The organism is Actinomyces glycerinitolerans (assembly GCF_900098745.1).
Classification (GTDB): Bacteria; Actinomycetota; Actinomycetes; order Actinomycetales; family Actinomycetaceae; genus Actinomyces; species Actinomyces glycerinitolerans.
The window spans coordinates 287,302-301,125 of the sequence record NZ_FQTT01000011.1 but is presented as its reverse complement, the minus strand read 5'-3'; the positions used below and the strand labels follow the sequence as shown (position 1 = coordinate 301,125).

Genomic DNA, 13,824 nt, shown 5'->3' with positions numbered 1-13,824 from the left:
CCTTAAGGTGCATTAAGACGGATCGGGTCGGACTGTTTCCAGTCATACACGAACCAGGGTCAGGAAGCACCTCGCACCTTAAGGTGCATTAAGACGCCCGGGTGGTGCAGGTTCGCCGCATCTCCTCGCGTGTCAGGAAGCACCTCGCACCTCAAGGTGCATTAAGACGTGCCGTCATGTACGGGTGGTCGTAGGACAGGAAGTGTCAGGAAGCACCTCGCACCTTAAGGTGCATTAAGACATCAGCAGGACGATCAGTACGCCCTGACCGGGTTGAGTCAGGAAGCACCTCGCACCTTAAGGTGAATTAAGACGCCGGTCCTCCCTGATGCTCACGACTCCTCCTTGAGGTCAGGAAGCACCTCGCACCTTAAGGTGCATTAAGACTGATTGCCCTGCTTGACCGCCTCAGGCTCATTGCGCGTCAGGAAGCACCTCGCACCTTAAGGTGCATTAAGACGTCAACTCATGGAGCAGGTCGGCCCACTCTTGGCCGGTCAGGAAGCACCTCGCACCTTAAGGTGCATTAAGACTGATTGCCCTGCTTGACCGTCTCAGGCTCATTGCGCGTCAGGAAGCACCTCGCACCTTAAGGTGCATTAAGACGTCATAGGGGACTCCCTTCCGGGGTGGAGTGAGCGAACCGTCAGGAAGCACCTCGCACCTCAAGGTGCATTAGGCGCGGGCGGGGCGTGTGGGGACCGTCGGCCTCGGATCGGCACTATGGTTAGTGCCTGCTTAGTCAGGCGGTTCAGCGGACCCTGTTCACTCCACTGCTCGGTAGAGCGCGTGCGGCACGCCTGTGGCCGCACTGCTTTCAGGACGCCTGGGCCCAGGACCTCGCCCAAAGAATGACAGGGCGCATGCCCGAACTAGCGGCAGCGGACCTGGGTGACGTCCCCGCAGCCATCTACGCCCTGCGGCATCGGGCTGCGGTAAAAGAGGTGCGCAGGTACCTTCGGGACCACCCCGGCGCCGCCGTCGTCGACCTGGGCTGCGGAATGGACCGACTCGTAGACGATTTGGACGACCCCGCGGCGCGCGTCTACTGCCTGGACCTGCCGGAAGTCGTGAGCCTGCGGCGTGAGTGGCTACCACCTCACCCACGTGAGAGGGAACTGTCCGCCTCCCTGACGGACACCGACTGGATGGCAGACATCGACGCCGACGCCGGAATGGTCGCCGTCGCCTCCGGCGTGGTCTACTTCTTCGCGGAGGAGGACGTGCGGCGGCTGGTCGACGAGCTGGCGCACAGCTTCCCCGGTGGCGGAATCGTTTATGACGCTGAATCGCCCGATCTGGTCGCGGCGAGCGAGCAGGCTGTACGTGACGCGGGCGTCGCCGACGCACCCATGCCCTACCGGGTTGAGGATCCGCTGGCCCCGCTGCGCTGGTCCCGGGCGGTGGGAACGGTAAGGGCGGATTACGGGTTGCTGTCCTATCTGCCCGAGGACGCCGATCTGCCCGCCCCCGTCATGCAGGCGCTGGAGGACCTGCGTGAGCACCGCTCCCTATACGAGGTTGTGGCCGATTTCGTCCGTTGAGGCGCGCAGGATGCGTTGTCCCCGGTTTCGGCTGCGGGCAGCGCGCCGAAGCGGAGCCACCAGATTCTCCGCTAGCTACCACTGCCATGCCCCCGACTCAATGAGTCTCCTCGCCGGCGCCAACGGGGCCTGCGCGGACTCGACATCCTCTATGACGGCTCTTTGTCTTGGCGGGTGCTCGTGGGCTGGCGGGTGATGTGCTGGTCACGCCGAATTCGGGGAGGACGGATATTCGACCGGGTCGATCACGCTCAGCCCGAGATTCTCGGCAACGGTCTTCATTGTGGCGTCGTGAGTGGCGACGGCACTCGTTTCACCCAGAACAAGAGCGGTCGCCAGATGCAGGGCATCCAGGGTCTTGACGTGCCTCTCAATGGATTCGGCCACGGTGTGCACCTGGCGCGTGATGTCGATCAGACCCGCGCGGTCGAGCAGCGGAAGCCCGTCGCGTAGCGGTCGGTTCTCTCTTCGCAGGACGCGGATTACCTCCGTGCGCAGCAGGCGCGAGGAGACGAGCGTCATCCCCGGTGATTGCATCCAGGCCTGCACCCGTTTCCGCTCGGGCACATCCAGGATCGTGCGCAGGGCCACCGACGAATCGAGATAAACCACTTGACCGGGCATGGTCAGTGGTCCCTGCGCTGCTCGGCGAGCAGGGCGTCCGCCTCCGCGCTCGTGTATGCCGGACCGCCCGGGTGGGACGGCCAAGGCGTGGGGGCCTCGGCCCATGTCCGGGACGCGCGGATGCTGCGCTAGTCCTCTGAGGATTGTGGCGCGTGTGTGGCTCGCTCGCCCCTCGCCAGGCGGGGTGATTTGTCGATTCAAGCCGTAACTGCCCTTGCGAGCCGGCGCCCGGAAGCGTACGCTCGTGCTCAAGTCCTCAGAGGAGTTGAGTTTGCATGGCCCCGTCGCGCATCGACACCGCAGTCGCCGAGCTGCTGCGCCGCGTCGTGGACGGCACCTATGCCGTGGGCTCGGCTCTGCCGGGGGAGGAGGCGCTCGCCGCCGTCTTGTCCGTCTCCCGGCTCACCGCCCGCGAGGCGGTGCGGGTCCTGATCACACGGGGCGTCCTCTCGGCCCGCCAGGGATCGGGTACATACGTCAACGATCCCGCCGACTGGCAGGACCTGGCCAGCCTGGTCGCCCTCGCCCGCCACGAAGGCTCGGAGCGCGAGATCGGCCTGGCCCTGCTCGAGGTGCGGCGCATGATCGAGGTCGGCAGCGCCGGCATCGCCGCCGCCCGCATCACCCCCGAGCGGCTGACCGCGATGGAGTCCACTATCGCTGCCCTCAAGGCCGCGGACGCCGCCGACGACGTCGAGGCCGCCACCGCCGCGGACCTCGCCTTCCACGACCACATCATCGAGGCCACCGGAAACCTCTTCATTCACGCCACCTTCGCACCCCTGCGGCAGGAGCTGATGACTGCGCGGCGGGTCACCTCCGCCCACCACGAGGTGCGCGCCCACGCCATCGCCCAGCACGAGCGCATCCTCCTGGCCCTGCGCCTCGGCTCGCCCGACGCCGCCAAGGCGGCCATGCGCGCCCACATGGATCAGACCACCAACGACCTTCTGGAATACACCACCTGACCGCTCCGCCGTGCCGGCGCGCGGCCTGAGGCCGGCAATCCGGACGACGCCGACAACCTCATATCCGAAAACATCAGTCACAAAGGAGTGCACTCATGAAGACGCTGGACGAGCTCACCGCCGGCATCCCCGCCGGCCCGGCCGTGGACCCGGCACAAGTATCCGCCGCCCTGACTCGGGCCCTGGTCGTCCTCGACGACGACCCCACCGGCACCCAGTCGGTCGCCGACCTGCCGGTGGTAACCGGGTGGGCGGTCGAGGACCTGGAATGGGCCCTCGCCACCGGCGCCAGCGCCGTTTACGTAATGACAAACTCGCGCAGCCTCGACCCAGCCGAGGCCGCCCGCGTCAACACCGAGGTCGTCACTAATGCCCTGGCTGCAGCCAACTCCGTCGGCAGGGAGATCGCCTTCGTGTCCCGCTCCGACTCCACACTGCGCGGCCACTTCCCGCTGGAGCCCGACACCATCGCCAACCTGCTAGAAGACGCCGGCACCAAGGTGGACGGCGTCATCCTGTCCCCGGCCTTCCCCGACGCCGGACGCATCACCGTGCACGGCACGCACTACGCGGGCAATGCGCAGACCGGTTTCGTGTCCGTCGGAGACACCGAGTTCGCCGCCGACAAGACCTTCGGCTACCGGGCCTCCTACCTGCCCGAGTGGGTCGAGGAGAAGACCGCCGGCGTCACCCGGGCGCAGGACGTCGTCGTCATCGACCTGGAGATGCTACGCACCGATGAGGACGCCGTCGTCGACCGGCTCACCTCCGTGCACAACCGCACGCCGATCGCCGTCGACTGCGTGGAGGAGAACGACCTGCTGCTGCTCGCCCGCGCCCTCCAGCGGGCGGAGGCGGCCGGCGCGAACTTCGTCTACCGCGTCGGCCCGCCCTTCGTCCGGGCACGCATCGGGCAGGTGCCGCATGCGCCGCTCACCCCCGAGCAGGCCCGCCCGGCCGACTTCGCCCCCGCCTCCGACGCCGCCGGAGGCCTGATCGTGGTGGGCTCGCACGTGGGCCTGACCGGGCGCCAGGTCGACGCATTGCGCGAGGCCACCGGCACGCCCGAAGTCGTCATCGACGTCCCCACCGTGCTCGACCCGGACCGGCGCGACGCCCACGTCGAACAGGTCGCCGAACAGGCCGCCGCCGCGCTGCGCGAGGGCAACGTGGTGGTCCGCCGCGGCGGCGCCTTCGTGGCCGGACGAGACGCGGAGGAGTCCCTCGAATTCGCCCGCCGCGTCTCGGCCGCCGTCGTCGAAATCGCCCAGCGCATTGTCGCCGCCCGCTGCCCCCGCTTCGTCATCGCCAAGGGCGGCATCACCTCCTCCGACGTCGCCTCCCGCGGCCTGGGCATGCGTCGGGCACTGGTCCGCGGTCCCATGCTGCCCGGCATCGTCTCCCTGTGGGAGCCGCAGGACGGCCCTGCCGCGGGCGTCCCCTACATCGTGTTCGCCGGAAACGTCGGCGACGAGAGCTCACTCACCGCCGTCGTGAGCACCCTCAACGCCTGATCGCCTCGCCGGGCGGCGGCGCTGCACACCTCACCATTTCCCATCAACACCCGGGGGCAGTTGCCCCACAACCGATCAAAGGAGATCTCATCATGACCACCACCGTTGCCGTCCTGGGACTAGGCGCCATGGGTCTGCCCATGGCCACCAACCTCTCCCAGACTTTCACCGTCCGCGGCTTCGACATCTCGGCCGAACGACTGGCCCTCGCCCAGCAGGCCGGGATCGTGCCCGCGACCTCGGCAGCCGAGGCCGTAGCCGACGCCGACGTCGTACTGGTCGCCGTCCGCAACCAGGCGCAGCTGGAGGAACTGCTGTTCGGCCAGGACGGCATCGCCGCCGCCATGCGCCCCGGCGCCGCGGTCCTGCTCACCTCCACGGTGGGCGGGGCCGGCGTGGAGGCCGTCGCCGGTCGGCTGCGGGACATGGGCCTGCTGCTGGTGGACGCCCCCGTTTCCGGCGGACCGGTACGCGCCGGAGACGGTGACCTGCTCGTCGTCGTCGGCGCCGATGACGAGGCCTGGGCGGCGACCGAGGATGTGCTCGAGGCGATGTCCTCCACCCTGGTGCGCGTGGGCGACGAACCCGGCTACGGCCAGTCCATGAAGACCGTGAACCAGCTGCTGTGCGGCGTGCACATCGCCGCCGCCGGTGAGGCACTGGCGCTGGCCCAGGCCCTCGGCCTGGATGTGGAGGCCGCGCTGAAGGCGCTCATGGCCGGCGCGGCGGAGTCCTTCATGCTCGGCGACCGTGGGCCGCGCATGCTGCAGGCCTACGACGATGACGGGCCCGAGGTGCGTTCCCGGCTCGACATCTTCGTCAAGGACATGGGCATCGTTACGGCCGCCGCCAAGTCGGTCGGGCTGTCGACGCCGGTGGCGGCCGCCGCCGAGCAGCTGTACCTGCAGGGGGCGCGGCGCGGCCTGGGAGCGCAGGACGACTCCACGGTCATCACCGTGATCGCGCCCGAGCAGGACTGAGGGCGGGACCATGTCCACCACCGTCCTGCTGCTACTGGCGGTAGCGGCGATAGCCGTTCTGCTGGTGTTGGTCATCAAGGCCAAAATGAGTGCCTTCGTGGCCATGATCCTGGTGTCCATGGTGCTCGCGCTGGCCGCGCGCATCCCGATCGGGGACGTAGTCCAGACGATGATCGACGGCATGGGCAAGACCCTAGGGTCCGTGGCCATGGTCGTCGGCCTGGGGGCGATGCTGGGCCGGGTCATTGAGGCCGCCGGCGGCGCGGAGGTCCTGGCCGAGCGCTTCACTCGGATGCTGGGGCGTGAGCGCGTGGTCGCGGCCGTCGTCGCGGCCGCCTTCATCCTCGGCATCCCGATCTTCTTTGACGTCGGCTTCATCATCCTGGCGCCGATCGTCTTCGGCTTCGCCTACATTGCGAAGATCAACCCGCTCAAGATCGGCCTGCCGGTGGCGGCGACGATGCTCGCCCTGCACGTGGTCATCCCGCCTCATCCGGGGCCGGTAGCCTCGGCGGCCACGCTCGAGGTTGACGTCGGTTTGCTGATGCTGCTGGCCCTGCCCGTGTGCGCGTTGGTGGCGGTCGTGGTCTACTTCGCCTCCACGCGACTGGGCCTGGAGGCGGTTCCGGTCGGCCCGACGCCGCTCGGCAGCGCCACGGAGGCCGCCGAGTCCACCTATACGCCCGGCGGCGCGGTGCCCCGGGCGCACGCCACCGGCCCCGGAACGGTCGTCTTCCTGATTCTCGAGCCGATTGTGCAGATCATGGTGGGCACCGTCGGGCAGATGCTGGTGGATGAGGAGTCCTCCGCCCACGCGGTGCTCGGATTCATCGGCTCTTCGACGACGGCGCTGCTGACCGCCGTGCTGCTGGCCTACTTCATCGTCGGCCAGCAGCAGGGGTGGTCCTTGGAGCAGCGCGGCAAGATCCTCGACTCCGCACTGCCCGATGTGGCCACCATTGTGTTCGTCACCGGCGCCGGGGGAGTGTTCGCCGGCGTGTTGGTGGCCAGCGGTATCGGCGATGCGCTGGCGCAGGCCCTGGTGACCGCGCACCTGCCGATCCTCTTGACCGCCTTCGTCATTTCGGCAGCGCTGCGGGCCTCGCAGGGCTCGGCGACGGTGGCGATCCTGACCACGGCAGGGCTGCTGGCGGACGCGATTGCCAGCGGCGGCTACTCGGCCCTGCAGGTGGTGCTGATTCAGATGGCGATCGGCTTCGGCGCCCTGGGCTTCTCCCACATCAACGACTCCGGCTTCTGGATCGTCACCAAGTACATGGGCCTGTCCGTCAAGGACGGGCTGAAGAAGTGGACCCTGCTGTCGACCGTCGGCGGACTCACCGGCTTCCTGCTCACCGGCGTCGTCTGGCTGATCGCCTGACTCCGGCGCCCCTCCTGGGCCCGGTCCCGGCCCTGCCGCGTCCGTGCGAGCGACCCTCAGCGAAATGGGACTACGATGGTAATCTCATCCCATGGAGTTGACGATCGATTCGGGCGGACGCATCCTCCTGCCGAAGAGCCTGCGGGAGTCGCTTGGATTGCTGCCGGGAACGAAGGTGGATGTGTCCCCCTATGGAGGCGGCGTGCAGCTGACCCCGGGTGGGCGTACTGCCCGAGTGGAGCGTGGTGAGGATGGGCACCTGGTCGCCACTTCGCAGACCCCAGTCACCGATGACGTGATGTTCGCACTGATCGATGGTGGCAGAAGGTGAACGCCGCGCCGCGCCTAGCCGTCGATACGAGTGTTGCCATTCCTCTGCTGGTCGCCTCCCATGAGGCACATCGCCCGGTGCGTGACTGGGCGAGGGGGAGGCGGCTGAGTCTCAGCGGGCACGCCCTGGCGGAGACCTATGCGGTGCTGACGCGGCTCCCCGGAGACGCGCGCGTGTCCGCCGAAGACGCGGTTGCGCTTATCGACGACCGTTTCCCAGAGGTACTCGCCCTTTCTGCGAATTCGGCGATCACGGCACACCGGCGATTGGCCGGCCTTGGAATCGCCGGCGGTGCCGTCTACGACGGTCTGGTCGCTCTCGCGGCGTTGGAGAATGGCGCGGTGCTCGCCACACGGGACGCGCGCGCGAGGGGGACATATGAAGCGGTCGGAGTCGCCGTCGAGGCAGTCACGGCCGGATAGCGCGCCAGGTGGTGGCCTCTGCGTCGACGGCGGTGCGTCGACTGCGGTCGGCGGGCGTGATTACACCTCGTACCGGTGACCGAAGCTTTCATTGATGTTTGCGGCGAGGTCGCGGATGGCGCGGACGAGGACGATGCCGAACACGAAATTGACAACCCATCCGCGCGTCCACCAGACGTATTCAATCGGCCACAATCCATACAGGATCGTCCAGGTAACTAGCGAGGCGGTGAGCGTGACGGCGGCCAAGATCGTTCCCCAAATGGCGGCGCGCAGTGATTCCGTGCTCAGGAGGACTAGGCAGGAGATGAGGCCGAGGATGCACAGGAGGATGGTCGAGTTCGAATATGCCTCCGTCATTTGGCTCACCCGGTCAGAACTGTCGGAGAACTCCTCGTCAAGGCGTAGGGCTATCTGCAGTAGCAGCGCGAGGGACCATGCGGCGACCGTCCACCACTCGGTCCGGCGACGTCGTGGAAGTCGGGTCGGTGCTTGCAGCAGGATCGAATCAACCGGCGGAGCGCTCCACCGCTTGCTATCGGCGCGGCCGCGGCTGGACGAGGAGGGCCTGGAGTCAGAGGGGGCGGACCCGGAAGAGTCAGTGGCGCTCATACCTGGATCATGCCAGTTGGCGGTGCTGGAGGCGGCGTAGACGGACCGAATGCTGCCGCCGCCTCGACCGGCCTCGGCGCGAGACTTCTGCCGACCTCGGCGTGCTCCCAGAGTGCGGCGGGACGGCGCATGGGGGTCCGGTCGGTGCCTGGCTGCGGCCGGGCGGCGCTCCTAGCCTGAGGCTGCGCGGCCGTCCAGGCCGCGGGAGAGGAACCACCATGACCGCCACCACCGACGAATCCGTCTTCGCCGCCGAGAACGTCTTCGGCAAGGGCGAGCTGAACACCGCCTTCGCCCAGTACTTCATCGGCGACAGCTACCTGAACAACCTCGTCGACGACCCCGAGTGCGCCGTCGGCGTCCACAACGTCACCTTCTCGCCCGGCTGCCGCAACAACTGGCACATCCACCACGCCACTTCCGGCGGCGGCCAGGTGCTCATCTGCACCGCCGGCTCCGGCTGGTACCAGGCGGAGGGCGAGGAGCCCGTCTCCCTCGAGCCCGGATCGGTGGTGTTCATCCGCGCCGGCGTCAAGCACTGGCACGGTGCCAAGGCCGACTCCTGGTTCTCCCACATCGCGCTCGCGGTTCCCGGGGAGAACACCTCCAACGAGTGGCTCGAGCCCGTCGACGACGTCGCTTACGCTGCTCTGTGAGTGGCGCCCCCGCGTTCGCGGTCGCCGCTCCCTCCCTCTCCGCAGCCTACGGTCGAAACATGAGATGTTTCGTCTCAGTTACCGGCGAGGTGGGAGTGTTTAGCCCAGCGCGGGATGCCCGCCTGCTCAAAGACGTGCTCCTGCGCCGTAATCGCAGTCACGCGACGCTGATGGGAAATCGGCACGCGCCGCTGCCAGGTGACAGGTGAAGGAGTTCCCCATGCAGGACGTCGTTGAGAAGGTTTATGAGCAGGTTGTGGCTCGCAACCGCGGGGAGGCCGAGTTCCACCAGGCCGTCCGCGAGGTGCTGGAGTCGCTCGGCCCGGTAATCGCCAAGCACCCCCACTACGCCGAGAATGCGCTGCTGGAGCGCATTGTGGAGCCGGAGCGGCAGATCATGTTCCGGGTGCCGTGGGTCGACGACGCCGGTGAGGTCCACGTCAACCGCGGTTTCCGCATCGAGTTCAACTCGGCGCTCGGTCCCTACAAGGGGGGCCTGCGCTTCCACCCGAGCGTCAACGCCGGCATCATCAAGTTCCTCGGCTTCGAGCAGATCTTCAAGAACGCGCTCACCGGCCAGGGCATCGGCGGCGGCAAGGGCGGCTCCGACTTCGACCCGCACGGCAAGTCCGACGCCGAGGTCATGCGGTTCTGCCAGTCCTTCATGACCGAGCTGTCCCGCCACATCGGCCCGAGCGTGGACGTGCCCGCCGGTGACATCGGCGTGGGTGGCCGTGAGATCGGCTACCTCTTCGGTCAGTACAAGCGCCTGCGCAACAGCTATGACGCCGGCGTTCTGACCGGCAAGGGCCTGGCCTGGGGCGGCTCCCTGGTGCGCACCGAGGCCACCGGCTACGGCACGGTCCTGTTCGCCCAGTCCATGCTGGCCACCAAGGGCGACTCCCTGGAGGGCAAGACGGTCGCCGTCTCCGGCGCCGGAAACGTCGCCATCTACGCCATCGAGAAGGCGCAGCAGCTGGGCGCCAAGCCCATCACCTTCTCCGACTCCTCCGGCTACGTCGTGGACGAGGCCGGCGTGGACCTGGAGCTGCTCAAGCAGGTCAAGGAGGTCGAGCGCGGCCGCGTCGCCGACTACGTCTCCCGGCGCCCCGGTGCCCGCCTGGTCACCGAGGGCCGCCCCTGGGACGTCCCGGTCGACGTCGCCCTGCCCTGCGCCACCCAGAACGAGCTCGACGCCGACAACGCCGCCACCCTGCTGCGCAACGGCTGCGCCGTCGTCGCCGAGGGCGCGAACATGCCCTCCACCCCGGAGGCCATCGAGGCCTTCCAGGCGGCCGGCATCCTCTACGCCCCCGGCAAGGCCTCCAACGCCGGTGGCGTGGCCACCTCCGCCCTGGAGATGGAGCAGAACGCCGGCCGCACCCGCTGGGACTTCGCCACCGCGGAGGCCAAGCTCACCGGCATCATGGCCGACATCCACGACTCCTGCGTCGAGGCCGCCGAGACCTACGGTCGCCCCGGGGACTACGTCCTGGGCGCCAACGCCGCCGGCTTCACCCGCGTGGCCGACGTCATGATCGCCCACGGCATCGTCTGATCCGATGATCCGAAAGACGGGGGTAGCCAATCGGCCTAGCCGATCGGCCGATGCGTAGCGCGGGTGCGGTTACCTCGCGGTCACGTGCTCCGGGACTTGCTGCCCGACGACGGCGCCCGGTCGCTTCCCAAGCGGCCGGGCGCCGTCGTGTCGTATGCGCGGTATGGAGCCGGAAAGTAGGGGGCGCGGTGGCGGCAATCCGGGTTCATAGGTGGAGGCCTGCCTAGCATCATCAAATTGTCATGATTACTAATTGGTATGTGCCCTGGCCCATAGGTGTCCTGACACTTATGGTGATGTCAATCGTTCGACCTACTGATGATCACTACGAGGACCACCATGAGATCGCGACACCTGGGCCGGCTGGTCGTCCCCCTGACGGCCCTTTGCCTCGCTGCCCTTGATCCCGGCGCAGTGGCTGCGCCGACCGCGGTTACCGGCTCCGCCATCGGCGGCCCGGTGGTAGTGGCCGCCCCGGTAGGCGGCATGCTGAGCGCGAGCCCCGGCGCGAGTGTCGCCGACGAGCGGGCGGCTGCCGCTGCCGCCCCTGCCGGTGCGGACGCTGCGACCGTCACGATCAACCTGCTGGGTATCAGCGACTTCGGCGGCCACATCGAGCGGGTGTCCACCGACAGCGAGGGCGCGCAGCTGGTCTCCGAGCCCGGCGCCGTCACCCTGGCCTGTGAGGTCGCCGCCGCCCGCTCCGCCACGCCGGGCACCCTGCTGGTCTCCACCGGCGACAACGTGGGCGGCTCGGCCTATATCTCATCGGTGCTGGACGACCAGCCCACCATCGACATCCTCAACGCCATCGGCCTGGACGTCACCGCCGCCGGCAACCACGAATTCGACAACGGCGCCACCGACCTCTCCGCCCGTCTGCTGGGCGCCTTCGACGCCCCCGTGCTGGCCGCCAATGTCACCGGCAACGACGCCCTGCGCGCCGAGGGGGACGGCGACGGCGTGTGGACGACGCAGGTGGACGGCGTGACCGTCGGCTTCATCGGCCTGGTCACCGACTCCCTGCCCAGCCTGGTGGCAGGCCCGGCCCTCGAGGGACTCGAGGTCGCCGACCTCGTACACACCGCCAACGCCCGCGCCGCCGCCCTGAAGGACGGCGATCCGGACAATGGGGAGGCCGACGTCGTCGTCGTCCTGGCCCACGAGGACGCCGCGGTCTACGCCACCCAGTTCAACGGTTCTGTCGACGCCGTCTTCGGCGGGCACACCCACGTCGCCCACGCCACCACCGTCACCGGCAAGGACGGCAACCGCATCGCGGTGGTCCAGTCGGGCCAGTACGGGGAACTACTGGGCGACATCACCCTGTCCTTCGACCCCGCCACCGGTGCCGTGGGCGTGGTGCAGGCCGCCAACATCGACCTGGCCGCCTCGAACTGCGCCACCGACGCCTATGGCGTCCAGGCCATCGTCGACCAGGCCGCCCGCGAGTCCCGCGCCGCCGGCGCCCGCGTGCTGACCAGCCTGGGCACCGGCTTCTACCGTGGCACCAACACCGGCTCCGACCCCGGTGCCAACCGCTCCACCGAGTCCACCGCAGCCAACCTAATCGCCGACTCCTACCGCGCCTGGCTGACCACCGATATTCGCCCCGAAGGCGACCACTATGTGGGGCTGATGAACCCCGGCGGCGTGCGCGCCGACTACCTGTTAGGCGATCTGACCGAGGGGGAGGCCTACACCGTCCAGCCCTTCGGCAACGAGATGGGGTACGCCGCCTATACCGGCGCCCAACTCAAGGACGTGCTCGCCCAGCAGTGGCAGCCCGACACCTCCCGGCCGGCGCTCATGCTCGGCGTCTCCGCCAACGTGCAGGTCTATATCGACCAGGACGCCGCCGACGAGCTCGAGGAGTACTGGAGCCGAATCTCCAACGGTGCGCAGAGCGCTGCCGAGCTCGAGTCCGCCATCGACGCCGCTCGCGCCCGTGTCATCCGCTCGGTCTACGTCGACGGTGTCGAGCTCGACGACGATGCCAGCGTGGTGGTGGCCTCCAACTCCTTCATGCTGTCGGGCGGCGACGGCTTCACCGTCCTGCGCGGGGGCGAGGTCTCCAGCACCGGCATTCTGGACCGCGCCGTCACCGCCGAGTACCTCCAGGCCGGCGGCGCCACCTCCGCCGACCTGGCCAAGCGGCAGATCGGCGTCGACCTGGACGTTGACGCCGCCGACGGCAGCGCTACGGTCCGTTTCACCGGGCTGAGCTTCACCGCCGCCTCCGAACAGGCCGCCCCCGGCGCCGCCGCGGAGGTCACCGCCACGGTGGCCCTGGCCGACGGCGGCACCCAGCATCTGACCAGTGCCGCCATTGACGCGACCATCACCCCCGAACTGCCGGAGACCGGCGCCAGCACGCTGAAGATCGCCCTGCCCGCCGACGTCGCCACCACTACCTGCCCGGCTGACGCCGGCAGTGCTGCCGGCGTCAGCGCCAATGCGGCCTGCGCCGTCGTCTCCTTCACCCTGGTGGCCCGCGACGGCTCCACCCGCAGCATTGATCTGCAGGCCCTGGTGCCGGTCGGTGCGGCCGCCGCTCAGGCCGATGCCGGCGTCCCGGAGGCGGCCGATCAGGTGATCGTCGCCCCCGCCGACGACTCGCTGGCCGGCTTCGAGGTGGCGGACTTCCTGGGTTCCTTCAGCGTGATGTCGGTGGCCGTGGTCGCCGCCTCGGGGCTGGCCTGCTACCGCGTGATCCGCCGGGGCCTGCGCGGGTGGCGCCATGCCGTACCGTCGGAGGCGTGAGACGACGTATTGATCCCGCCGCGGGCGCCCACGCCGTGCGGCAGTGGGCGACCGCAACCGATGCCGGCGCCCGGCCCCAACGCGCCGATACGGCCGCCGCCGTGCGATACACCCTGGAGGAGCTGGCGGCCTGCGCCCCCGGGCATGCCGTGGAGGTGCGGGTGCCGCCCTTCGGCGTCACCCAGGCGGTCTCCGGCACCGTGCACCGCCGGGGGACCCCGCCCAGTGTGGTGGAGACCGACGCCGCCACCTGGCTGGCCCTGGCCACCGGCCGCCTGGGCTGGCGGGAGGCGCTGGACTCCGGGGCCCTGCACGCCTCCGGTGAGCGCTGCGACCTGTCCGCCTACCTGCCGCTGCTGCGCGCCTGAACGCCCGGTCGGACAAGAAAGTTCCCCGAAGTTCGCATAACCCCTTCACAAGAACGTCCGTTCGGGCATATGCTTATGCCCGAACGGACTTCAGGGTGGAGGT

13 protein-coding genes and 1 CRISPR repeat array (1 of these 14 only partly in view) are annotated in these 13,824 nt (G+C 68.7%); of the genes, 11 read left to right on the top strand and 2 right to left on the bottom strand.

Annotation, left to right across the window (positions count from 1 at the left end; genetic code table 11):
• Window positions 1–682: a CRISPR direct-repeat array (repeat unit 37 nt; unit sequence GTCAGGAAGCACCTCGCACCTTAAGGTGCATTAAGAC); it reaches 456 nt to the left of the window's first position.
• Window positions 683–734: 52 nt separating this feature from the next.
• The gene (locus ACGLYG10_RS09875; protein ID WP_073331157.1) at window positions 735–1,544 is read left to right on the top strand and encodes a class I SAM-dependent methyltransferase; all 810 of its coding nucleotides are present in this window, start codon (window positions 735–737) and stop codon (window positions 1,542–1,544) included.
• Between the two features lie 204 nt (window positions 1,545–1,748).
• Here ACGLYG10_RS09875 and ACGLYG10_RS09870 read toward each other — a convergent pair whose 3' ends face one another.
• The gene (locus tag ACGLYG10_RS09870; protein WP_073331154.1) at window positions 1,749–2,168 is read right to left on the bottom strand and encodes a type II toxin-antitoxin system VapC family toxin; all 420 of its coding nucleotides are present in this window, start codon (window positions 2,166–2,168) and stop codon (window positions 1,749–1,751) included.
• 275 nt (window positions 2,169–2,443) lie between these two features.
• On the opposite strand from ACGLYG10_RS09870, the gene ACGLYG10_RS09865 reads away from it, so the two are divergent.
• The 6 genes from ACGLYG10_RS09865 (at window position 2,444) to ACGLYG10_RS09840 (ending at window position 7,764) form a co-directional block, all read left to right on the top strand.
• On the top strand, window positions 2,444–3,136 hold the full coding sequence (locus ACGLYG10_RS09865) for a FadR/GntR family transcriptional regulator (RefSeq protein ID WP_073331151.1): 693 nt from the start codon (window positions 2,444–2,446) through the stop codon (window positions 3,134–3,136).
• 95 nt (window positions 3,137–3,231) lie between these two features.
• A complete protein-coding gene (locus tag ACGLYG10_RS09860) occupies window positions 3,232–4,650 on the top strand; it encodes a four-carbon acid sugar kinase family protein (protein WP_073331148.1) in 1,419 nt (472 codons plus the stop codon).
• A gap of 92 nt (window positions 4,651–4,742) precedes the next feature.
• Entirely contained in the window at window positions 4,743–5,630 is an 888-nt protein-coding gene (locus ACGLYG10_RS09855; RefSeq protein WP_073331145.1) for an NAD(P)-dependent oxidoreductase, read from the top strand.
• A 10-nt stretch (window positions 5,631–5,640) separates the two neighbouring features.
• A complete protein-coding gene (locus ACGLYG10_RS09850; protein ID WP_073331142.1) occupies window positions 5,641–7,011 on the top strand; it encodes a GntP family transporter in 1,371 nt (456 codons plus the stop codon).
• Between the two features lie 91 nt (window positions 7,012–7,102).
• Entirely contained in the window at window positions 7,103–7,342 is a 240-nt protein-coding gene (locus ACGLYG10_RS09845; protein WP_073331139.1) for an AbrB/MazE/SpoVT family DNA-binding domain-containing protein, read from the top strand.
• Window positions 7,339–7,764: a type II toxin-antitoxin system VapC family toxin gene (locus ACGLYG10_RS09840; protein WP_073331135.1), complete on the top strand. Its 426-nt coding sequence runs from the start codon at window positions 7,339–7,341 to the stop codon at window positions 7,762–7,764. Before ACGLYG10_RS09845 ends, ACGLYG10_RS09840 begins: the two co-directional genes overlap by 4 nt.
• Before the next feature lie 60 nt (window positions 7,765–7,824).
• Here the strand turns inward: ACGLYG10_RS09840 and ACGLYG10_RS16390 are convergent, their stop codons facing one another.
• Window positions 7,825–8,376 carry a hypothetical protein gene (locus ACGLYG10_RS16390; protein ID WP_211483012.1) on the bottom strand — a complete coding sequence of 184 codons (552 nt, stop codon included), beginning with the start codon at window positions 8,374–8,376 and terminating at the stop codon, window positions 7,825–7,827.
• Window positions 8,377–8,594: 218 nt separating this feature from the next.
• On the opposite strand from ACGLYG10_RS16390, the gene ACGLYG10_RS09830 reads away from it, so the two are divergent.
• The 4 genes from ACGLYG10_RS09830 (at window position 8,595) to ACGLYG10_RS09815 (ending at window position 13,721) form a co-directional block, all read left to right on the top strand.
• A complete protein-coding gene (locus tag ACGLYG10_RS09830; RefSeq protein WP_073331129.1) occupies window positions 8,595–9,032 on the top strand; it encodes a cupin domain-containing protein in 438 nt (145 codons plus the stop codon).
• 220 nt (window positions 9,033–9,252) lie between these two features.
• Window positions 9,253–10,590 (top strand): NADP-specific glutamate dehydrogenase, encoded by a 1,338-nt coding sequence (gene gdhA / locus ACGLYG10_RS09825; protein ID WP_073331127.1) that lies wholly within the window; start codon window positions 9,253–9,255, stop codon window positions 10,588–10,590.
• A 339-nt stretch (window positions 10,591–10,929) separates the two neighbouring features.
• Window positions 10,930–13,353, top strand: coding sequence for a bifunctional metallophosphatase/5'-nucleotidase (locus ACGLYG10_RS16865; protein ID WP_280173612.1), 2,424 nt, complete (start codon window positions 10,930–10,932; stop codon window positions 13,351–13,353).
• Window positions 13,350–13,721, top strand: a complete 372-nt coding sequence (locus ACGLYG10_RS09815) for a sterol carrier family protein (RefSeq protein ID WP_108968904.1) — start codon at window positions 13,350–13,352, stop codon at window positions 13,719–13,721. The genes ACGLYG10_RS16865 and ACGLYG10_RS09815 overlap by 4 nt, the downstream gene beginning before the upstream one ends.
• Window positions 13,722–13,824 lie beyond the last annotated feature (103 nt).